General features: G+C 59.2%; 20 protein-coding genes. 8 read left to right on the forward strand and 12 right to left on the reverse strand.

What is annotated here, in order from left to right; translation table 11 throughout:
• Positions 1-41 precede the first annotated feature (41 nt).
• On the forward strand, positions 42-2,186 hold the full coding sequence (scpA, locus tag AAE029_RS33615; RefSeq protein WP_371077272.1) for a methylmalonyl-CoA mutase: 2,145 nt from the start codon (positions 42-44) through the stop codon (positions 2,184-2,186).
• A 56-nt stretch (positions 2,187-2,242) separates the two neighbouring features.
• On the opposite strand, the gene AAE029_RS33620 is transcribed toward scpA, so the two are convergent.
• A complete protein-coding gene (locus tag AAE029_RS33620; protein WP_371077273.1) occupies positions 2,243-2,464 on the reverse strand; it encodes a hypothetical protein in 222 nt (73 codons plus the stop codon).
• Positions 2,465-2,763: 299 nt separating this feature from the next.
• Here AAE029_RS33620 and AAE029_RS33625 point away from each other — a divergent pair, with 299 nt between their 5' ends.
• Entirely contained in the window at positions 2,764-3,186 is a 423-nt protein-coding gene (locus AAE029_RS33625; protein ID WP_371077305.1) for a cupin domain-containing protein, read from the forward strand.
• Positions 3,187-3,240: 54 nt separating this feature from the next.
• Here the strand turns inward: AAE029_RS33625 and AAE029_RS33630 are convergent, their stop codons facing one another.
• From AAE029_RS33630 to AAE029_RS33645, 4 genes are all read right to left on the reverse strand, one after another.
• Entirely contained in the window at positions 3,241-4,161 is a 921-nt protein-coding gene (locus AAE029_RS33630) for an alpha/beta hydrolase family protein (protein WP_371077274.1), read from the reverse strand.
• 92 nt (positions 4,162-4,253) lie between these two features.
• The gene (locus tag AAE029_RS33635) at positions 4,254-5,894 is read right to left on the reverse strand and encodes a cisplatin damage response ATP-dependent DNA ligase (RefSeq protein ID WP_371077275.1); all 1,641 of its coding nucleotides are present in this window, start codon (positions 5,892-5,894) and stop codon (positions 4,254-4,256) included.
• Positions 5,895-6,150: 256 nt separating this feature from the next.
• Positions 6,151-7,161 (reverse strand): ligase-associated DNA damage response exonuclease, encoded by a 1,011-nt coding sequence (locus tag AAE029_RS33640; RefSeq protein ID WP_371077276.1) that lies wholly within the window; start codon positions 7,159-7,161, stop codon positions 6,151-6,153.
• A gap of 184 nt (positions 7,162-7,345) precedes the next feature.
• On the reverse strand, positions 7,346-9,664 hold the full coding sequence (locus tag AAE029_RS33645) for an EAL domain-containing protein (RefSeq protein WP_371077277.1): 2,319 nt from the start codon (positions 9,662-9,664) through the stop codon (positions 7,346-7,348).
• 226 nt (positions 9,665-9,890) lie between these two features.
• On the opposite strand from AAE029_RS33645, the gene AAE029_RS33650 reads away from it, so the two are divergent.
• A complete protein-coding gene (locus AAE029_RS33650; protein WP_371077278.1) occupies positions 9,891-11,264 on the forward strand; it encodes a TIGR03808 family TAT-translocated repetitive protein in 1,374 nt (457 codons plus the stop codon).
• Between the two features lie 95 nt (positions 11,265-11,359).
• On the forward strand, positions 11,360-12,025 hold the full coding sequence (locus tag AAE029_RS33655) for a glutathione S-transferase family protein (RefSeq protein ID WP_371077279.1): 666 nt from the start codon (positions 11,360-11,362) through the stop codon (positions 12,023-12,025).
• 13 nt (positions 12,026-12,038) lie between these two features.
• On the opposite strand, the gene AAE029_RS33660 is transcribed toward AAE029_RS33655, so the two are convergent.
• Positions 12,039-12,956, reverse strand: a complete 918-nt coding sequence (locus AAE029_RS33660; RefSeq protein ID WP_371077280.1) for a LysR substrate-binding domain-containing protein — start codon at positions 12,954-12,956, stop codon at positions 12,039-12,041.
• Positions 12,957-13,131: 175 nt separating this feature from the next.
• Between AAE029_RS33660 and AAE029_RS33665 the strand changes: the two genes are divergently transcribed.
• Positions 13,132-13,332 (forward strand): hypothetical protein, encoded by a 201-nt coding sequence (locus tag AAE029_RS33665; protein WP_371077281.1) that lies wholly within the window; start codon positions 13,132-13,134, stop codon positions 13,330-13,332.
• Between the two features lie 79 nt (positions 13,333-13,411).
• Entirely contained in the window at positions 13,412-13,777 is a 366-nt protein-coding gene (locus tag AAE029_RS33670; RefSeq protein ID WP_371077282.1) for an MmcQ/YjbR family DNA-binding protein, read from the forward strand.
• Between the two features lie 29 nt (positions 13,778-13,806).
• On the opposite strand, the gene AAE029_RS33675 is transcribed toward AAE029_RS33670, so the two are convergent.
• From AAE029_RS33675 to AAE029_RS33700, 6 genes are all read right to left on the reverse strand, one after another.
• Entirely contained in the window at positions 13,807-14,427 is a 621-nt protein-coding gene (locus AAE029_RS33675; protein ID WP_371077283.1) for a glutathione S-transferase family protein, read from the reverse strand.
• Between the two features lie 162 nt (positions 14,428-14,589).
• On the reverse strand, positions 14,590-15,597 hold the full coding sequence (locus AAE029_RS33680) for an asparaginase (RefSeq protein WP_371077284.1): 1,008 nt from the start codon (positions 15,595-15,597) through the stop codon (positions 14,590-14,592).
• 192 nt (positions 15,598-15,789) lie between these two features.
• Complete coding sequence (locus tag AAE029_RS33685; protein WP_371077285.1) at positions 15,790-16,788, reverse strand: NAD(P)H-quinone oxidoreductase; 999 nt, start codon at positions 16,786-16,788, stop codon at positions 15,790-15,792.
• 83 nt (positions 16,789-16,871) lie between these two features.
• Positions 16,872-18,674 (reverse strand): bifunctional diguanylate cyclase/phosphodiesterase, encoded by a 1,803-nt coding sequence (locus AAE029_RS33690; protein WP_371077306.1) that lies wholly within the window; start codon positions 18,672-18,674, stop codon positions 16,872-16,874.
• A 170-nt stretch (positions 18,675-18,844) separates the two neighbouring features.
• A complete protein-coding gene (locus tag AAE029_RS33695) occupies positions 18,845-19,093 on the reverse strand; it encodes a type II toxin-antitoxin system ParD family antitoxin (RefSeq protein WP_371077286.1) in 249 nt (82 codons plus the stop codon).
• A gap of 263 nt (positions 19,094-19,356) precedes the next feature.
• Positions 19,357-19,905, reverse strand: a complete 549-nt coding sequence (locus AAE029_RS33700; RefSeq protein WP_371077287.1) for an HdeD family acid-resistance protein — start codon at positions 19,903-19,905, stop codon at positions 19,357-19,359.
• 156 nt (positions 19,906-20,061) lie between these two features.
• Here AAE029_RS33700 and betI point away from each other — a divergent pair, with 156 nt between their 5' ends.
• Together betI and betC are read left to right on the forward strand one after the other, a co-directional pair.
• A complete protein-coding gene (gene betI, locus AAE029_RS33705) occupies positions 20,062-20,661 on the forward strand; it encodes a transcriptional regulator BetI (protein WP_371077288.1) in 600 nt (199 codons plus the stop codon).
• Positions 20,658-22,187 carry a choline-sulfatase gene (betC, locus tag AAE029_RS33710; protein WP_371077289.1) on the forward strand — a complete coding sequence of 510 codons (1,530 nt, stop codon included), beginning with the start codon at positions 20,658-20,660 and terminating at the stop codon, positions 22,185-22,187. Before betI ends, betC begins: the two co-directional genes overlap by 4 nt.
• The last annotated feature ends 3 nt before the right edge of the window (positions 22,188-22,190 follow it).

Genomic DNA, 22,190 nt, shown 5'->3' on the forward strand with positions numbered 1-22,190 from the left:
AGAGTTTACCCGAAGGTGGCATATCGAAGAGGAGCAACGGCATGACCCGCATTCCCTCCTTCGCCGATATCCGCTGGTCCCGCCCTGAAACAAAAGCAAAGCCCGAGGCAATTAAGGGCCAGATCTGGCAGACGCCCGAAGGCATAGACGTTAAGCGCGCCTATCAAGAAGCCGATCTCGCCGGCCTGCCCTTCCTCAACACCTGGCCCGGTGCTGCCCCGTTCATCCGCGGACCCTATCCCACGATGTATGTCCAGCAGCCCTGGACGATCCGGCAATATGCGGGCTTTTCAACGGCCGAGGAATCGAACGCCTTCTATCGCCGCAATCTCGCCGCCGGACAGAAGGGACTTTCGGTTGCCTTCGATCTCGCCACCCATCGCGGTTACGACAGCGACCATCCGCGTGTCGCTGGCGATGTCGGCATGGCGGGTGTGGCGATCGACAGCATTCTCGACATGCGTCAGCTCTTCGACGGAATTCCGCTCGGTGAGATGAGCGTATCAATGACGATGAACGGCGCAGTGCTCCCGGTCATGGCGCTCTATATCGTCGCGGCCGAAGAGCAGGGCGTTTCCGAGGAGAAGATGTCCGGGACCATCCAGAACGACATCCTCAAGGAGTTCATGGTCCGCAACACCTATATCTATCCGCCGCAGCCGTCGATGCGGATCGTTTCCGACATCTTCAGCTATACCAGCCAGAGGATGCCGAAATTCAACTCGATTTCGATCTCCGGCTATCACATGCAGGAGGCGGGTGCCACGGCGGACCTCGAACTCGCCTATACGATAGCGGATGGCATCGAATATGCCCGCGCCGGTGTGGCGGCAGGGCTCGATATCGACACCTTCGCCCCTCGCCTCTCCTTCTTCTGGGCGGTCGGCATGAACTTCTTCATGGAAGTCGCCAAGATGCGGGCGGCGCGGCTGCTTTGGGCGGCGCTCGTCCAGAAGAACTTTTCGCCGAAGGACGAGAAATCGCTGGCGCTCAGGACCCACAGCCAGACATCCGGCTGGTCGCTGACGGCGCAGGATCCGATGAACAACATCATCCGCACCATGATCGAAGCCATGGCAGCGACGCAGGGACACACCCAGTCGCTGCATACGAATTCCTTCGACGAGGCGCTGGCGCTCCCGACGGATCATTCGGCGCGCATTGCGCGCAACACACAGATCCTGCTGCAGAAGGAATCCGGCACGACACGGATCATCGATCCCTGGGGCGGCTCTGCGTATGTCGAGCGACTGACGCATGATCTGGCGGCGCGGGCCTTGGGCCACATAGAAGAGGTCGAAAAGCTGGGTGGCATGGCGAAGGCCATCGAGAAGGGTATTCCGAAGCTCAGGATCGAGGAGGCCGCAGCTAAGACGCAGGCGCGCATCGATAGCGGCCACCAGACGGTTGTCGGAGTCAATTTCTCGCGGCCTCAGCAGGACATCGAGGTGGATGTGCTGAAGGTCGACAATTCCGAGGTGCGCGCCCGGCAGCTTTCGAAGCTGCAGCAGTTGAAGGGTACGCGCGAGACGGCAGCGGTGGAGACGGCGCTCGATGCTCTGACCGAAGCCGGGCGCAGCGGCAGCGGAAACCTGCTCGATCTGGCCGTCAAGGCGGCACGCGCGAGGGCGACGGTCGGGGAAATCTCGCTGGCCCTGGAAAAAGCCTTCGGCAGGCATGTCGCCCAGGTGAAGACGATCTCTGGCGTCTACCGCGAAGAGGTCGGCGATGCAGATCCGGCCTTCAACAGGGCGACAGCCAAGGTCGAAGCATTTCGCAAGCGGCGCGGTGAAAGCCCGCGCATCCTTGTCGCCAAGATGGGCCAGGACGGTCACGACCGCGGCCAGAAGGTGATTGCCACGGCCTTCACCGATCTCGGTTTCGATGTGGTGGTCGGCACCATGTTCCAGACGCCGGAGGAAGTGGCGGATCTCGCAGTGCGTGAAGGGGTCGATATCGTCGGCGCCTCCTCGCTTGCCGCCGGTCACCTGACGCTGGTGCCGGAGTTGAAGGAGGCGCTTGCGCGTCGCGGTGGTCGCGACATCCTCATCGCTGTCGGCGGTGTCATTCCTCCGCAGGACTTTCCCGCTCTCGAAGCGGCAGGCGCTGATGCCATCTTCCCGCCGGGGACAGTGATCGCTGAAGCAGCGAGCGCCCTGATGGACAGACTGAGCGCGGGAGCCTGACCAGCGCCGCAACAGATTCGAATTTTCGTTTTAAATCATGCGGTAAGAACGCCAACTCAGGAAAGAAGCAAAACGCCGTTGCCGTAGGTATGCGCCAGTTCCCGAATGAGTTGGGCTTCCCTTTCAGTCAATTTTTCTACGTCCACGAAACGCCAGTTGCGCTCATAGATCGCAAAGGCTTCCTTCGCAGCGATCGAATGCGACAGATCATGGTTCCCGATGAGCGATTTCAGCTCCGGATAATCCGCGGGAACAATGGTGGCAGGCTCCTCGGTCATAACGTCGGCATTATAGCGCCGCCCCGGACCGAATTAAAGTTCAGCTGGTCGGGTAGAGCGGCTCAGCTTTTCATGGAAGCGCCGAACCGCTTAACATCTTTCCTGGGATTACTTTAACCGGCGGAGCGTCCAAAACAAACAAAATGACATTCTAACATATTGAATCTGCACATCATCCATTTCATTCGTAGTCCTGCGCCTCGCCGCTGAAATGCTTCAATAACAGCAGCGCGCGAGTCTCCTGTCATATCGCTTGGCCTTTACGAGGAGTATTTGAGATGCGAGGGACTTTGAGCTCGGTGATCGGGATCATCTGCATCATCACCGCAGTGGCAGCTCATGCCGAAACGGTCACACCACTGAAAATCTCAAGGCCGGACATCGCAGGCGAGATTTTTCAGCGCAAGGATGCCGATCAGGAAATACGGGATGGTAACAGCTACACCGACGTCGTCACCTACACATCCAAGGATTCCACGTTTCAGACCGGATTTTACAAATCCGGTCCCTTCCATGAGGAGATAAAAGCCCCGGACGGCTATCCGGACGATGAGTTTTTGTACTTTATTTCTGGGAGCGTGACTTTGACCTCATCCGATGGTTCCGTCGTCGTTGTCAATGCCGGCGAGGCTGTGACGCTTCCAAAAGGATGGACAGGTACGTTCGATACACAGGGCTACACCAAGATGTATGTTATCCACTCTCCGGAGCGCAAGTTCTAGGTTACGGAAATCGCAGCAATTCCGGCGAGTGCGCGTAATTGAAACGCTTCCCCCTTATGCTGCAATTCCGTGGAAGAAGTGCAAGCTGCGTTCGATTTCGGCCGGAAGGGCGGAAGTGTGGCCACCGGGTAAGGTCGTAGCCTCGATGCTAACGCCGGCGGCGCGGACACGATTTACCAGCCGTCCCGTACGATCATGGAAATGATCCTCTTCGGCACCATGCATCAGAAGCAAGGGACACTTGAAGCTGTTGGCATAGCAGAGCGCAGAGCGCATTTGAAATTCGCGCGGATCGTTATCGTCAAAACGGATATCCTGCGGATAGCGGTTGAAGAACCGATAGGCATCGGGATTTCCGGAGATCGGTGTCGCCGCGCGGAATCGCTTCGATGACATCGCCGCCAGCATGGTCAGCGTGCCGCCGATGCTGTGACCTGCAATAAACATGCGTTCGTTGTCGACACCCGGCAGATGCGCCAGGCGATCTGCCGCTGCCAGGACATCATCCACCTCGTCGTAAAAGCCCGAGAAATTCCCTCGCTGGCCGTTTTCGCCGCGAACACTCGGCATCATGACGACGTAGCCAGCATCGATATAGGGCTTTACCAGCTCCCAATGCCCAATGCCCATGGCGTTGCCGCCATGCAGGAACAGGACGGCAGGTTTCGGCGCCGGTGTCCGTTTGTATTTCGACACCCAGGCCACCAGCTCCAGCTCACCGCCATAGCCGGAGCGATAGAAGATCCTATCGGCGCCTGCCGGCGGCGCCAGGGGTTCGTATTTGTCGGGCGCTGGCCCCTTGCGCAGCAGCCGAGTGCGGAAATGCGCGCGTTCCTTGGCATAGTCCGCCTTGATCAGCGGCAGATGATCCGGAACCTCAAAGGCGCTGGACGCGGATGGCAGGAGCAGTGCGGCAAAGCCGGCAAGAAGGCTGCGGCGATGGAGAAGAACCTGTTTTCCGTCAGGCAATATCATGCGTTTCGTCCGTGTGCCCCCCGGCCCGGTAAAAATGCACGGGGACAGGCGCGTCGCCAATACACATTGTGGTGAAAATGTGAGAGACCGTGTCAGTCTTCCACAGAAGCGGATGTCTTGCCGTCGATCATCGCAATGAGCGTCTGAAGCCGGTCCGCCTCATAGGGCGGCTTATCCGGGCGAAGGCGAGCGATGCGCGGAAAGCGCATGGCGACGCCGGACTTATGCCTGGTCGAGCGGGCAATGCCTTCGAAGGCGACTTCGACGACGAAGCCGAAGTCGCGGTCGGCGCGCACGGCGCGCACCGGACCGAAGCGCTCGACGGTATTATTGCGCACGAATTTGTCGAGCAGTTCGAGCTCGGCATCGGTGAAGCCGAAATAGGCCTTGCCGACCGGGACGAGTTGCTCGCCCTCGGGCATTTCGGCCCAGACGCCGAAGGTGAAATCGGAATAATAGCTCGAGCGCTTGCCGTGCCCGCGCTGGGCATACATCAACACCGCATCGACATTATAGGGATTGCGCTTCCATTTGAACCACGGCCCCTTCACGCGGCCGGCCTGATAGGTGCTGTCACGTCGCTTGATCATCACCCCCTCGATCACCGGATCGGGCGGCATGGACCGCAGACGGTCGAGTTCCTCCCAGGAGGAAAACTCGACGAGCGGCGAAAGGTCGAAACGATCGTGGGGCGCGGCCTCGATGATTTCCGACAATCGATCGCGGCGATCGAGGAAGCCGCGACCACGCACATCCTCCTCGCCATCGAAAAGCAGATCATAGGCGCGAATGAAGGCCGGAAACTCATCCAACATCTTCGATGTCACAGTCTTGCGATTCAGCCGCTGCTGGAGGTCGGAGAAGGTACGCGTCGGATTGTTGGACCGCACCGTGCCGCCAATCAGCAGCTCGCCATCGACGACCCCTTCGAAGCTCAGGGCATCGACGACATCGGGAAAGGCGCCGGAGATGTCGTCGCCGGACCGGGAATAGAGCTTGCGCGTCTCCCCGGAGCGGGAGAGCTGGACGCGGATGCCATCCCATTTCCATTCGGCAGCGAAATCCGCCGGATCGAGACTAGTGAGATCGCCATCCTCCACCGCATTGGCGAGCATGACGGAATGGAAAATGGCGGGCGTTGCCAGAACCGGCTTTTCGCCTCTGCCTTCCAACCACGCGAACAGCGTCTCATAGGGCGGCTGCATCCCGTGCCAGAGCGTTTCTATCTCGGTCACATCCTTACCCGCCAGATCCGCCAGCGCCTGCTTGGCCAAACGTGCGGAAACGCCGATGCGAAGCGCGCCGGTCGCAAGCTTCAGGAAGGCGAAGCGTCCGGAGGAATCGAGCTGATCCAGAAGATCGCGCACGAAACTGCGCACCTCCGTCCGGCCCAGCGAATTCATCTTGCGGACGACCTCGCCAAGGCGCGGCTGGGCCGATGGCGGTCGCTCGACATCACTTTCCCTGTCCCATACGAGCGAGATCGTTTCTGCGAGGTCGCCGATGTAGTCGTAGGAGTATCGAAACAGCACCCCGTCCATGCGCTCGAGCACCAGGTCGCGCAGCATGGCCGGTTTCACATTCCTGACCTCCAGAGTGCCTGCTATGGCGGCAAGGCCGTAGCCGCGATCGGGATCGGGTGTGTTGCAAAAATAGTCGGTCAGCAGCTTCAGCTTGCCGTTGCGGCTTGGCGTCAGCAGCAGACGATCGAGGAGGTCGGCAAAGGGTTTCATTCCTCTCCTCCTTGGACTGGTGAAGGACGAGCAGAGGCGCCGTCTCCCCTTCTCCCCGGCGGGGAGAAGGGGGCCCGAAGGGTCGGATGAGGGGGTTTCACAGCACGGCCTGTCCTTCGCTTGCGCTCAGAACGCTCGTCGCTTCGCTCCTTGCCCCCCTCATCTGCCCTTCGGGCATCTTCTCCCCGAGGGGAGAAGAGGGAGTTCGCGGTCTGCTCATCATGACAGTCGGCGTTCGAAATCATTTGAGCTCCCCTTAATCCCCCTCGTCTTCATAGCCGACCAGATGCAGCGGCTTCGCCTTGATGCCCTGCAACTCGCACCAGCGCACCAGCGCTTCCTCGCGGCCATGCGTCACCCAGACTTCGGCGGGGTCGAGTTCGGTAATCGTTTCCGTCAGCTCCGGCCAGTCGCAGTGGTCTGAGATGACGAGCGGCAATTCCACGCCCAACTGCTTGGCGCGCTGGCGCACCATCATCCAGCCGGAAGCAAAGGCCGGCAGAGGTTCGTGGAAGCGGCGGGCCCAGCGATCGGAAAAGGCCGATGGCGGACCGACGACGATCGCGCCCTTGAATATCGACTGGTCACGGCTTTCGAGCGTCGCCGGCCGCAGATCGCCGAGATCAATGCCCTGCCCGGCATAATAATCGCAGAGCCGTTCGAGGGCACCATGGATATAGATGGGCCGGTCATAGCCGGCATCGCGCAATAAGCGGATGACGCGCTGCGCCTTGCCAAGTGCATAGGCCCCGATGAGATGCGTACGCTCCGGAAACTGGCCAAGCGAGGAGAGCAGCTTGCCCATCTCGTTCATCGGATCAGGATGATGGAAGACAGGCAGCCCGAATGTCGCCTCCGTAATGAAGACGTCGCAGGGCACGGGCACATAGGCTGCGCAGGTCGGATCCGGGCGCCGTTTGTAATCACCTGATACGACAATGCGCAGCCCATCTTTCTCGATCGCGATCTGAGCCGAACCAAGCACATGCCCTGCGGGATGAAAGGTAATGGTGACGCCGTTCATCACAACTTCCTCGCTGAAGCCGATCGCCTGTTCGGTCGCGCAAAAGCCGTCGCCGTAGCGCAACCGCATGATGTCGAGCGTCTGCCGGGTCGCAAGAACATGGACATGCCCGGGCCGGGCATGATCGGAATGGCCATGCGTGATGAGCGCCCATTCTACGGGGCGCACGGGATCGATATAGAAGCCGCCCTCCGGGCAATACAATCCTTCAGGGGCAGGATAGAGCAATGCATCAGGCCTCATGGACAGCAAGATAGCGGGAAATGCATTGAGGGCCAGAGGCTATCGAGATCCGCAGGACTTTGCGCGGCTGCGGAGGCCCTTACTCTGCCGCACAGGCACGCGTCATATGTGACGCGCAAACGACGCTGTAACACTTTAAAAATGCTGCATAATTTTAAGCCAAATCGATCTCGATTTAAAGAAGTTATCCAGTAGACGGCAATCCGTTTCTCAAGATTCGCTCGATCTCATCCGCCGAAACGGGTCTCGAGAAACGATAGCCTTGAGCCTCGTCACATGCGGTCCTGCGCAGGAAGTCCAATTGCTCGTCGGTCTCCACGCCCTCGGCGACGACTGAAAGCTTCAGTTTCTGGGCAAGCGAGATGACGGCGGAAGCGATTGCGACCGACGTGTGATCGGCGGGCAGCGCTTCGACGAGGGACCGGTCCATCTTCAGCCGGTCGAAGGGAAAGGTTTTCAGCGCCGAAAGGCTGGAATAGCCTGTGCCGAAATCGTCGATGGAAAGGCCCACGCCGAGCGCCTCCAGCGCCCGCATGATGGAAAGCGCCCGCGGGACATCCTGCATTAGCGTGCTTTCCGTCAGTTCGAGCTCCAGCCAGCGCGGTTCCAGCCCACTCTGCTCGAGCGCCTCGGCCACGTGATCGGCAAACGCGGGATCGTTGAATTGCTTTGCGGAGACGTTAACGGCAACCGTTACGGGCGGCAGGCCCCTATCCTGCCAGGTCTTGTTCTGGCGGCAGGCCTCATTCAGCACGAAGAGGCCAAGAGGGATAATAAGCTCCGTCCTTTCTGCCAGCGGAATGAATTCGCCGGGCGGCAGGACACCCCTCTTCGGACAGCGCCAGCGCACCAAGGCTTCCAGTCCGGCAATCCTGCCCGTCGCCACCTCGACCTGAGGCTGGTATTCGACGAAAAGCTGATTGGCGCCGATGGCGTATCGAAGCTCCTCCTCCTCACTCAGCGGCAGAGTGCCAGTCTTGTCAGGCTGTTCGCCGTAATACTGCACCGTGTTTCGGCCAAGGTCCTTCGACCTGTACATGGCGGCATCCGCATTCGCGATCAGTTCCTCCGACGTCTGGCCATCGAAGGGGAAGGATGCGACACCCATGCTGCAGGTGACGACCAGGTCGGCCTCCCCTATCCGCATAGGCTTGGAAATTGCCCTCTGCAGCTCGCGCAAGCGGCGCATGATGCCGACGTCATGGCGTGCCTGGTGCACGAGGACGATCAGGAATTCATCCCCGCCCAGGCGGACGACCACATCGGAAGCGCGCACGCAATTGACCATGCGCGCGGCAAGCTCCTTCAGCAATTCATCGCCTGCCCGATGACCACGGTTGTCATTGACCTCCTTGAAATTGTCGAGATCGATATAGGCGACCGTCACCTGGCGATTACTGTGGCGCGCCTGGAACAGGATCCTGGCCATCTGATCCTTGAGAAAGGCCCTGTTCGGAAGCCCCGTCAGATCGTCGTGATGTGCCATGAAATAGATACGATCCTCGGCGCGCTTACGCTCGACGGCAATGCCGGCGATGTGGGTCGCCATGGCAACCACCTCCATCTCTCGCGGCGTCGGCGTACGGATCTCGGGCGAGTAGAGCGCAAGAGTGCCAAGAACATTGCGCTGGGGCGTCATGATCGGTGTGGACCAGCAGGAGCGCAGATGGAACTGGCTGGCAAGCTGGCGGAACTCCTCCCAAAGAGGATCGCTCTGTGTGTCGCTGACGATCACCTGCCTCCCGCGCCAGGCGGCAGTGCCGCAGGAGCCAACCTTGGGGCCGATGGCCAGACCGTCGATCAGCTTGCTGTAGGCGGCCGGCAGGTTTGGGGCTGCGCCATGATAAAGGTGGAGGCCTTCAGGATCGAGCAGAAGGATGGAGCCGCTGATGCCGGAAAATTCGTCCTCGACGAGAAGTACAAGTGCCTGGAGGATCGATTCCAGAGGTTCGCTCTTGGCGATCATTTCCAGAAGTGCGGCCTGGCCGCGACGCAACTGCTCCTGACGCTTGCGCTCCGTGATGTCACGCGAGATGCCGATCAGGCCGATCACCTCGCCCTGAGTATTGCGCAGCGGAATCTTCGATGTCAATCGGTGGGTGGGTCTTACGCCCGTCACGGACGGCACGCGCTCTTCCATGTCCAGCCTTGGCTGCCCGGTTACGAGAATCTCCTGCTCGATAGCGAAGAATTCCTTCGCGGCGTCATGGGACAACAGATCGAAATCGGTCTTGCCGGCAAGCGCACTGGCGTTCTCCAGACCCATGCTCCTCGCCGTCGCTGCATTGGCGAAGACGAAGCGGCTTTCACGATCCTTGACGTAGAGAAAATCCGGAAGCTCGTGGACGATCGCTTTCAGCCGGAGTTCCTCTATGCCGTCCGCGATGTGATGTGCGTTCGCCGCCATCAGCGATTGGGTAGCCGCGACCAACCGTCGGGTTTCGATTTCCAGCGATGAGCGTTCATCGTCCGGAGACAGGCGCCAGACAGCCGTGTCGTTCATCGCCGCAATTCTCCCGGTAGGCTCACCGTCGTGACAAAGTGTGAAATGCCGAAATACTATCCGCGATTACCTACGGGTTGTTTAAGCGGAAAGGTGAACAGAAACACCATAAAGCGTCGATAACTTGAGGTATTGCATCCGGAATTTTCATAAAGACGTGCCAAAACAGGACAAGGCGGCGTGGCACGGTTCCTGCTTCACGCGATGTTAAACATGGAGTGAACCGATGGCTTCCCGCCGCGACGTGCTCAATCTTCTTGTCCTATCGGCCTCGTCGGTGATGCTCGGATCCCGCGTTTTCGCAGCGCCTCGTTCCGCGACCGCCCAACCCGATCTGCGAGGCGCCATCGATGCCGGCGACTATCGGGCCGTTCCCGGCGTGGCCCGCAATCAGAGCCAGGCGCTGCAGAGAATGATCGAGCAGGCGTCACGCGAGAACGCTCGGGTCTTCCTGCCCCCCGGCACCTATCCGGTCTCCAACTTGACCCTGCCGGACAATGCCCGGATCACCGGCGTCGCCGGCGCCTCACGCATCGTGTATACGGGCGGGGGCTATCTGTTTGCTGCCGAGAACGCCAAACGCATCGAGCTTTCCGATATCGTAATTGATGGAGGCAATCGACCGCTCGGCGAGAATGCCAGTGCGCTTCTGCAATTTTCCGCGGCCGACGAAGTGCTGATCGACAATTGCGAGGTCGTCGGCAGCCGCAAATACGGCATTCAGATGGAGCGCTGCGGCGGGCGGATCGAGCGCAGCCGGATTTCAGGCGCGAGCCAGGCCGCAGTCTACGTCATCGACTCCGCCGGGTTGTCAATATCGGATAACACGGTGACCGATTGCGACAATGGCGGCATTCTCGTGCACCGCTGGGAAACGGGCGAAGACGGGACTATCGTTTCGCGCAACCGTATTGCGCGGATCGGCGCCAGCGACGGCGGTACTGGCCAAAACGGCAACGGCATCAACGTTTTCAGGGCAGGCAATGTCATGGTCACGGACAATCATGTCTCGGACTGCGCCTTCACCGCCATACGCGCCAATTCGGCTTCCGACGTGCAGATCAGCGGCAATCAATGTCACCGGTCCGGTGAAACGGCGATCTACTGCGAGTTCTCCTTCGAAGGCGCCGTGGTTTCCGGCAACCTGATCGATGGCGCGGCAAACGGCATTTCCATCGCGAACTTCAACGAAGGCGGACGGCTGGCGAGCGTTACCGGCAATGTCGTGCGCAATCTCTCATTGAACGGCCCTTACAAGCACGAGAGCGGCTTCGGCATCGGGATAGCGGCGGAGGCCGACACTCTGGTCTCGGGCAACGTCATCGAGAACGCGCCGCGCTGGGGGCTGCAGCTCGGCTGGGGCCCCTATATGCGCAATCTCATTGTCAACGGCAACATTATTCGCAAGGCGCCGGTCGGCTGCGCCGTCTCGGTGGTCGAAGGTGCGGGTGCGGCCGTCATCACGGAGAATATCTTCGAGGCGATGACGGATGGCGCCATCATCGGCTACCGCTGGGACGATCGCGCAACCGGCGAACTGGCGACCTCTGGCGCGTCAGCCTTCACGCATCTGACGCTCGAACGCAACCGGCTGATCTGAGGCCATCAAAAGCTTTCATGGGTCTATCACGCACGCGGTCTTCCGTTTGCCGGGCGCAGTGCATAACGCTTCTGGAATAGATTCGGGGGATAGGCATGCTGACCATCTACGGCGTTTATTGCTCGCGCGCATCGCGCAACTACTGGATGGCGGAAGAACTCGCGCTGGAATTCAAATCCGTGCCGGTCATTCAGGCACGCGAACTCGAAAATCCGCTCGCCGCGGACGCCCGTATCAACACGCTGTCGCCGGACTTTCTTGCCATCAATCCGATGGGGCTCATTCCGACCATCGATGACGATGGACTCATTCTCCACGAGTCGCTGGCGATCAACCTCTATCTGGCACGCAAGCATGGGGGGCCTCTTGCCGGCCAGACGGTCGAAGAGGAAGGGCTCATCACCATGTGGACGATGTGGGCCGCAACGGAAGTCGAGCCGCATACGGTTCGCGTCGTGATGACCTACGATCTTAGGCAGGAAGAGACCGAGCCCGGCAAGGCAACGCTCGACGTCTGCCGGCGCGCGCTGAAGCGCCCGTTGAGCGTACTCGAGAAGCATCTTGAAAAGACGGGATATATCGCTGCTGACCGCTTCACCGTCGCAGATCTGAATATAGCCGAAGTCCTGCGATATGCTCAGAGCCAAACGGCCCTCTTCGACAGCCATCCCAGGGTCAAGGCATGGATGCAACGATGCCAGGAACGTCCTGCTTTCAGGAGGATGTGGGAGACACGGTCAAAGGAAGCCGCTTCGCTTTAGCCGGAAAACCGCTTCACACTTTTCCCGGAATTGCTTTAAGAAACGAGCGTATCGTTTCCGCCATCTCCTCCCGTATCCAATCCTTGAAAGCGGTCACCTTCGCCGGTTCGCGGACGCCTTCGGCGGTAATGAAATAATGACCATCGCCGGTCCTGGCTCTGATGCCGAAGGGATCGACCAGTTGTCCATGAGCGAGCGCGTAGCCGGCGAGCGTCTGCCAGGCGAGCATGACGCCCTGGCCGGCAATAACGGCGTCAAGGCAAAGCGACGCGTCGTTGAAAGTATGGCGTATCGCAAGACTTGCGCCGGAAAGGCCGGCTTCGCGCAGCCACACTTCCCAATCGAACATCGCGCGCGCGTCGATGACGGCAGGAAGCTTCAGAATATCGGCGGGCTGCTTCAGGGTGCACGCGAGCGCCGGCGTGCAGACGGGAAAAACTTCCTGCGCCAAAATCAACTCCGCTTTGACACCCGGCCACCGGCCATTGCCGACACGGATGCCGATGTCGATATCGCAGGTCGCGGGATCCACCAGTTGGGTCGTCGCGTCAATCCGAAGACTGACCTGCGGATGACGGGCGGCGAAGCGATCAAGCCGGTGGACCAGCCAGCGCGCGGCAAAGACGGGTGCGACCGAAATGGTGAGGATGTCATCATCCCGTCGCTGCGCGGATGTCACGGCTTCCGATAGATATCGGAAGCCTTCGCTGAGCTGTGCGAGGAGCGGCCTCCCGACGTCAGTGGCAAGCATGCCCTTGGGAGTGCGTTCGAAAATAACGCGACCGAGCTGCGCTTCTGCCTTTATCACCTGTTGGCTGACAGCGCCGATCGACACTCCCAGCTCTTCGGCAGCCGCCTGCAGCGAACCGAGGCGCCCGACGGCTTCCAGCGCACGAAGACCGTTGAGGTGCACGAGGTTGAGGTTTCGCATATAGATTTTCTACAATGGCCTGCCGGTATTCTCAATTGAAAACAACCGACACCCCGGGGATAATCATCTCGAATTGCAGATGCCCGAGCTGATTTCACGCAATTAGATTCTGATCCTGGCGATTAATCCATTCTCAAGGCCAGCTTCGGCATTTGCAAGCACGATGAGGTTTGCCATGTCAGTGCTCAAGTTTTTCTTGAATAGACTCCTTTCCAGTGATGACGGAGCGACTACGCCGATCTGGATCGACGATCCGTTGCGCCATCCGGCCCTGATGACGATGTCGCCGCGGGAGCTGAGCGATCTCCCGCTGTCGGTGGCGAAAATGCCGGATGATGACAAGACACGTAAGCCGAAGCTCGCGAAATGCGCCTGATAGGATAGCCGCTTTCTTGATGCATCCCGGCCTGCCTCCGCTATGATGGCCCGCGCCATGCGGACTGCAGGAAGACCCTATGACCGACAGCGATATGGATGCGATTTTGCGGCGCCTGCTGGCGCTTGTCGCCAAGGCAGGCCTGCCTGGCGTGGAGGAGAGTACGTCCTATGGCAGACCTGCGCTGAAAGTGGGCGGCAGGGCCTTTGTGTCCGTCAGGAATGGCGAGACAATCGTGCTCTCGCTCCCGATCGAGGACAAGGAGCACCTCATCGAAATGGCGCCGGACATCTATTATCAGACCGACCACTATCGCGGCTGGCCGTCGCTGCCGCTATGGGCAGCCGCGATTGGTGATGACGAACTTCAGCAGCGGCTTGTCGAAGCATGGCGCTTCCGTGCGCCACGAAAGGTAATCGCCGCTTTCGACGCTCGACAATCCTAAAGCATTGCCGCGAAACCGCGCGACATGCGTTAAGCATTCTCGATGGCGAGCGCACGTTGAACGGCCGGACGATCCAGCATGCGGGCATGGTGTTCCGCAACCTTTTCGAAGCGGGAGCGATCGACGCCGTCGCCATTCAGCCAGTTGCCGATTGTAAAGAGGTAAGGATCGGCAACGCTGTAGGCCGCGCCCATGACCCACGGCCCGACGAATAGCTTTTCCTCGATCAGAGCGAAACTGTCGCTCATGTTTTGTGGCACCTTCGCCTTCATCGTCTCGATAGCAGCGGCATCATCGGTCCAGCGACTACCGCGGCGATTATGAGCGTGGTTCACATGCACCGTCGAGCAAAGATAGTTGTTGAACGACTGAAGGCGAGCGAATTCGAAAAAATCATCAAGGGGAGCCAGCCGCGCCTGCTGGGCGACCTGGGCGATATAGGCAAGGATCGCGGGCGTCTCGGTGATGATCCCCTTGTCCGTCGCCAACGCCGGCACGCGACCTTTAGGATTGATCTCCAAATAGGCCGGCGACCGCTGCTCGGTTGTGGAGAAATCGAGGCGCTTCGTCTCGTAGGGCAGCCCCGCTTCTTCGAGTGCTATCAGGCTCGCAAGAGCACAGGTTTTCGGTGCAAAATACAATGTCAGCATAATATGGGTGCTCCCCTTCTGCGATGCGTTATAGCGTGTCGGCGCAGGCGTCGGAACAAGGAGAAATCAAGGTGGTTGTAGAAATTCGACGCTGCGAACCGCATCCGATCTTTGCCCAGGCGGTTTATTTAGTATCGGTTGAATATTACGTCCCCAGGCCAGTCAGGCCGTCAGGGTCTCCGAGACCCTGATATCGCCCACATGAATTCCATTCCAATTGTGGAGCGCCTTGTTCGCCATGGCCATCAGGCCAAAATGGATCTCTGGCTCATCCCTGAAGAAACGGGCGAGCGTTGCAGCCACCATCGCCTCGGCAGCGCGGGTCGTGCCGTCCTCGCATTTCAGCGCGATAGCAATACCTTTTTCCGGAACGGCGGCGCAGAAGACGCCCTCGGCGCCGGTCTTGCTGAAAATTCGGCCGGGTGCGACGCGCATCAGTGCCGTGCAACTGCGGCCGGTCCCGGCGACAAAGAAAGGTTCAGCCATGCAGGCATCGATGAGCCGCCGAGACGCGCTGGCGCGAGCCGGCTCCAGCCCCACGCCGGTCGTCATTTTGGCAAAGCCAAGCGCCAGGCTCCGCAGCGGCACCGCATAGGTCGGGATCGAGCAGCCATCCGTGCCGCAATTGTCATGGGCGAGGACGGCACCGGTCAGGCTTGCCATCGTCGCGCGGATTTCCCGTTGCAGCGGGTGCTCATAGCCGACATAGCCCTTGGGATCGATGCTCTGATGGCAGCAGGAGCAGATGAAGCCGGCATGCTTTCCGGAGCAGTTGTTATGGAGCGCGGTCGGCTTGTCGAGGGTGCGGGCCTGATGGATGAGCGTCTTCTGGCTCGACGACCAATGCGCGCCGCACTCGAGAGCCTCGACGTCATGTCCGGCGCGCGCCAGCATCGAGGCGGCCAGTGCCACATGCTCATCCTCGCCACTATGCGAGGCACAGGCAAGCGCCAGTTCCTTGTCGCCGAAGCCGTAGGCATCCGCAGCACCGCTTTCAACCAGTGGCAATGCCTGCATTGCCTTGCAGGCCGAGCGCGGAAAGACGCCAGCCTCGATATCGCCGAGCGAGAACACCAGCTTGCCATCGCCGTCAACCACGGCGACCATGCCGCGGTGGCGGCTTTCGACGAGGGAACCACGGGTGACTTCAACGATGACGGGATTGGACATGAGGCTTTTCCGGATAGCAGGTGGGGGTATTTACAGGCATATCGCCTCGCCCGGCTAAAGCCAATCGGCTTTCTGCATGGTTCTCAAATCGCTTCCGATTTAAGGAACCATCCAACAATTCAAAGCGTTACAGCGACCTTTTTATGCCCTATACGCAAGGCATTCAGCAAAGAAGGACGCATCCAAAGACGATCAGGCCAACTTCAGCATGATCTTGCCGATATGGCTGCCGGTCTCCATGAGCTTATGTGCCTCGACGACATCTTCGAAGGCAAAGGTCCTGTAAATGACTGGAGCGGCTTTACCTTCGTCCAGAAGCGGCCAGACCTGGGCCACAAGATCGTCCCGGATCGCGCGCTTCTCCTCGGCCGTGCGCGGTCGCATCGTCGACCCGGTCACCGTCAGCCGCTTGACCATGATTGGTGTAAGGTTTGCCTTCTCCGCGATCGCTCCTCCGAGAAAGGCTATGATCGAGAGGCAGCCGTCCTTGGCAAGGGATGCGAGGTTCTGCTCGAAATAGGCTGCGCCGATCATATCGAGCACGATATCGACACCTTGACCCGTCTCGGCCTTGATGACCTCAACAAAGTCTTCTTCCTTGTAGTTGATCGCGCGCTTGGCGCCGAGCTTCACGCAGGCTTCGCATTTTTCCGACGAGCCGGCGGTCACGTAGACCTCAGCACCGAACGCACGGGCAAGCTGGATTGCAGTCGTGCCGATGCCGCTGGAGCCGCCATGAATGAGCACGCTCTCACCTTCCGTCAGCCCTGCCATCTGGAAGAGGTTCGCCCAGACCGTGAAGAAGGTTTCGGGAAGAGCGGCAGCGCGGACGGCATCATAGCCCTTCGGGAAAGGGAGAGCCTGGCCGGCTGGTACGGCGCAATATTCCGCATAAGCTCCGCCATTGGCCAGCGCACAGATCCTGTCACCGACGGAATGACCGGAAACACCGGGCGCCACGGCCACGATCTCGCCGGCGACCTCCAACCCGAGGATCGGACTCGCATCCTTCGGCGGGGGATAAGATCCCTGGCGCTGCGATACATCCGGTCGGTTGACCCCGACGGCTGCGACGCGCACGAGGACCTCGCCATCTTTCAGCACCGGCAGCGGTTTCTTTGCGATGGTCATCACTTCGGGGGCGCCGAAGGATGTCAATTCGACATATCGCATTTCTGCAGGCAAGGACATGATCCGGCTCTCCTCATTTCCGAATGAAGAGATCGACATAGTTTAGGTGCGGCAACTTGGGAAGACGCCTCAGCCTCAGGGCGTCAATTCGTCTCGGCCAAGTTGTGAAACACGAGGCCGTCTTCGCTGTCTTTGGCTTCTGCCTTGATGTCCGCAATCGCGGCACTGACCCGCCGGGTATCGTCAATCACAAGTCCCTTCGGCAGTTCCAGCACGCCGATCGAGCATCGCATCAACGGGAAGTAGCTTTCGACGCCGTTGCGGTCATGACCATGAATCCGCCCCGCCGCACGGTCCTCGTCGGAATAGAGATCGAGAACATCCTCATGGAAATCGCTGATCAGGCGGTCAAGGATTTCCGTCAGTTCCTCGGCGGTCCAGCCGGTCACTCCGACGAAGAAATCATCGCCACCGACATGGCCGAGGAAATGGCGCTCGGCAAAGAAATAGCGGCGCAAAAGCGCCGCAAAGAGCGAAATCGCCTGGTCGCCGACGTGGAAACCGTAGGCATCGTTGAAGGGTTTGAAATTGTCGAAGTCGCAGTAGCAGAAATGCCGGATCTCGTCATCGTCCCGGCCGGATTGGCGCATGAAATCGCGGATGGCGTGATTGCCAGGCAGCCCCGTCAGCGGGTTCTGGTCCTGTGCCGTCTTAAGCTGCTTCTCGTTGATCACCTTGATGAGAGATGCGGCGGAGACGACGCCAGCATAGCGCATATTGTCGGTCAGAATCAGGCAATTGCTGCCTTCCACGCTAGCAAAGATCGACATCAGTTGCTCGGCATCGCAATCGAGGCCGACGATCGGCGCTCTTTCGACGAAATGCGACATCGTGCGCTCATAAACCTTGTTCTTCAGAAGATCGCGGCCGAAGGGCTGGTAGATATATTCCTTCAGATGATGCTCGTGAATGATGCCGCGAGGCTCGCCGTTGGCGTTGAGGACCGGAAAGAAGCCCTGGCGCGGATTACGTCGGAAAAGCTCGAAAACCGTGTCGATGCTGTCATTCTCATAGACGGTCGGCAGACGCTCGATCTGCTTACGTATGAGTATTTCATCAAGGGTCTGGGTACTGCTTTTCATCTTGCCAAGGTCCTGCAGATGCGGAAAGGACGGCATCAGCTCGGAAATGTGGGTCGTCGGCCGGGAGATGAACCAGCCCTGCACCAGATCGACGCCATATTCGCGGCAGGCGAGGAATTCGGCTTCCGTCTCAATGCCTTCGGCGATGACACGGGTGCCAAGAACGTGGGCAATGTTGACGATGCTCTTCAGAAGATGGCGCTTGCGCGCGTTGCGATCGATGTCGGCGACGAAATGCCTGTCTACCTTGAGGTAATCAAGGGGATAGTCGCAGAGCAGCTTCATTTCACCGTGGCCGACGCCGAAATCGTCGATCGCAAGTTTGAACCCGGCCTTGCGCAGCCGCGAGACGAGAGCCGCAAATTCCGGCACGCTGGTATTGTCAAAGCGTTCGGAGAGCTCGAAGCAAACGGAGGACGGAGCGATGTTGGCCGTCTTCAGATGGTGCAGCAGATTTTCGACGAGGCGGTCGCCATGCGGGATCAGACGCACATCGAGATTGAGGAAGAGTGTGGTCGTCGAAAAATCATCAAGAGTGGCGAACTTGGCCAGCGCGCGGCTCGCCATCATCTGTTCCAGCGGCAGAAGCTGACCGGTCTTAAAAGCCTCATCCAGGATCTCCATCGGCGTATCGAAGCCGATCTTGTCCTGGCCGCGCATCAGAGATTCATAACCAAAGACCGCACCCGTTCCAGCTTCCACGATCGGCTGAAAGGCGTTTTCGACCACGAGCTTGGCCAGAGTGACGATCTGATCGCTTGCATACCGGCGCAGGACACCCGGCTCTAATATTGGGGCTGTCATCGACACGCCGATCTCCACTGCTTTTGTTTTTTTACGACGCGAAGATGGCGGGGAACGGTCAATGAAACCTTTATCTTGCATGAAGGTTTCATGAATATTTCATGACAATCGCAGCCTCAGGATTTATCCTGCGCTCGACATATATTTCAGCGTGCATGATGGCAGGCGTTTCAGACGCTTCTGCGCCGTTCTGCCTCATAATCCGCAAACATTTCGGCTACGCATTTGCTGCTGCCGGACCCAATCTCGTCGGCACCGTAGCAACCATCATTCGGGAATTTTCCGCGCTTATGGGCAGCGTCCCACAGTCTGAGCGCTTCACGGACAACTTCGCTGCTCGAAGCGTAAGTCCCGTTATCGACGGCAGCGCGGATACCCGCTGCCTGTTGTGGGGAAAGGGAAACGGTGACCATTGGCATGACATTCCTCCCTTTTGGCTAGGGCCAAAAGCTGACCTCTTGGAACGCGATCAATTGCGGCATCCCGGCGTCTTTTCTCCGTACGCCGTTCTTCCCTGCGCCGTTGCCTGCGGTGCTTTGTCTTCGAAAACCTCGACTTGTCCAGTACGCCGGCTCATCCCAACGAGGTATCGATCACACACGTCACGGCCAAAAAGATTAGCCATATGTTTCCTCCTTGTCAAAAAGGAAACGCTTAAGCGTCCGTCTCTGGCCGAAATCGGTCAGCTACGGATTCCGAGTCCGAATGCTATCAGCGTCCAACCCTGGATCACGAGGTCGACGGCAAGGAAGATGCCGAGAACCCAGAGACTGTTAACCGGCCAGCCGAGCGCGATGACGAAGCCGGCCAATGCCGTCACGACACCGCCTATGACAATCCATCCCCATCCCTTCGTCGGTTTCAGTCGATTCCCAACCCAGACCCGGAACACGCCTGCAATGACCAGCGCCACGGCAAGGAACAGGGTCAAAGCCGCCGAGGCGAGGATGGGATTAACGAAAGCGAAGACGCCAGCGAGCGTATAGAGCACGCCGCTCAACGCCCAAAAGAGAATATTATCCCAACCTTTTACCTGGAAGGCATGTACAAGATACATGATGCCGCCAAACAGCATCAGAATGCCGACATAATAAACCGAAGCGACCGTCGCGAGCAGCAGGTTGCCGAAGGCGATGCCGCCGCAAAGCAGCAGTAAAACGCCAAGCACGACGAACCAGATCCACTTTGATTGCAGGCTGGGCGACGGCGCTTCATTGAACACATTGACCATGACGACGACCCTCCCTTTCCCTCAGTGGTCAATATGCTGCAGAAAATGCAATCGGAAAGGGCTTGCTCGTCGCTGACATGATCAATGATCTGTGGTCATTTTTTTATTGATTGAACAGTCAATCAAAAATAAGCTTATCGTATAAGGGGATCAGGAATGCCGAGAGTCGGGATGGAACCGGTGCGTCGCAAGGCGCTTGTGGATGCCGCGCTGCAGGTGATCGGCGATCACGGCTCGTTGACCGTGACCATGTCCGAAATCGCCAAACGGGCCGGCGTTTCCCCGGCACTGGCGCATCACTATTTCGGCAGCAAGGAACAGTTGCTGATCGAGACGGTCCGAAGCCTTCTACGGCAGCTGCGCGACGATGCGGTGACAGCACTCCGATCCGCCCTCTCGCCGCGCGAAAAGCTCTCCGCGATCATCCGCGTCAGCTTCCAGGCGAACCAGTTTACGCCGGAAACCATCGCCGCCTGGCTGGCCTTCTACGCGGAAGCACAGCGCTCCGAAGAGACACGGCGATTTCTCGTCATCTATGCCCGGCGGCTGCGCTCGAACATCCTCGCCAACCTCAAAGCCCTCTGTCCCGCCGATGACGCGGAACGCCTAGCCGAAGGCGCGGCCGCGATGATCGACGGACTCTATATCCGCCAAAGTCTGAAATCAGCGCCGATCAGCATCGAGGCATCGATTGCATTGACGGAAGACTATCTGAACGCGCATCTCCAGCCCTTTGCAAAAGGATCGACGCCATGATGCAGAAAAGACCCAATATCCTGATCATCATGGTCGACCAGCTGAACGGGAAGTTCTTTCCTGACGGTCCGGCGGACTTCCTGCATGCGCCGCATCTCAAGAACCTTGCCGCGCTCTCGGCGCGCTTCCGCAACAATTATACATCCTCGCCGCTTTGCGCCCCTGCCCGCGCCTCCTTCATGGCGGGCCAGCTGCCCAGCCGAACGCGCGTCTATGACAACGCCGCCGAATATGTCTCCTCAATCCCGACCTATGCGCATCATCTACGCCGCGCCGGCTATTACACGGCACTTTCGGGCAAGATGCATTTTGTCGGGCCGGATCAGCTCCACGGTTTTGAGGAACGGCTGACAACCGATATCTACCCGGCCGATTTCGGCTGGACGCCGGATTATCGCAAACCAGGCGAGCGGATCGACTGGTGGTACCACAATCTCGGCTCGGTTACTGGCGCCGGTGTGGCGGAAATCACCAACCAGATGGAATATGACGACGAGGTCGCCTTTCTTGCCAACCAGAAGCTCTATCAGCTTTCGCGCGAGAACGACGACCAGGGCCGCCGCCCCTGGTGCCTCACCGTCTCCTTCACGCATCCGCACGATCCCTATGTGGCACGCAGGAAGTTCTGGGATCTCTACGAGAATTGCGAATACCTGCTTCCGGAAATCGGCGCTCTGCCGGAGGAGGAACAGGACCCCCACTCCAAGCGCATCATCCATTCCTGCGACTACCAGAACTTCAACGTGACCGAAGAGGACATCCGCCGCTCACGCAGGGCCTATTTCGGCAACATCTCCTATATCGACGAAAAGATCGGCGAACTGGTCGATACGCTGGCGCGCACGCGGATGCTGGACAACACCTATGTTCTCTTCTGCTCCGATCACGGCGACATGCTGGGCGAGCGCGGCCTCTGGTTCAAGATGAACTTCTTCGAAGGCTCCGCGCGGGTACCGCTGATGATCGCCGGTCCCGGTATACAGCCCGGGCTGCATCTGGCACCGACTTCGAATCTCGATGTGACACCGACACTCGCCGATCTCGCCGGCATCTCGATGAACGAGGTAAAGCCCTGGACCGACGGCGTCAGCCTCGTGCCGATGATGAACGGCACGCCCCGCACCGAACCGGTGCTGATGGAATATGCGGCGGAAGCCTCTTACGCGCCGCTCGTTGCAATCCGCGAGGACAAATGGAAATACATCCATTGCACGCTCGATCCGGATCAGCTTTTCGACCTCGACGCGGACCCGCTGGAGCTAAACAACCTTGCCGGCGATCCGGAACTTGCAGATATCGTCGCACATTTCCGGAGTAAACGGGAAGGGCGCTGGGACATGGGCGCCTTCGATGCCGCCGTACGCGAGAGCCAGGCTCGACGCTGGGTGGTCTACGAGGCATTGCGCAACGGCGCCTATTATCCCTGGGACCACCAGCCTCTGCAGAAGGCCTCCGAGCGCTATATGCGCAACCATATGGATCTCAACATCCTTGAAGAGTCCAAACGCTATCCGCGGGGAGAATGATCA

Origin of the sequence: Sinorhizobium sp. CB7, from assembly GCF_041357635.1 — a bacterium.
Taxonomy (GTDB): domain Bacteria; phylum Pseudomonadota; class Alphaproteobacteria; order Rhizobiales; family Rhizobiaceae; genus Rhizobium.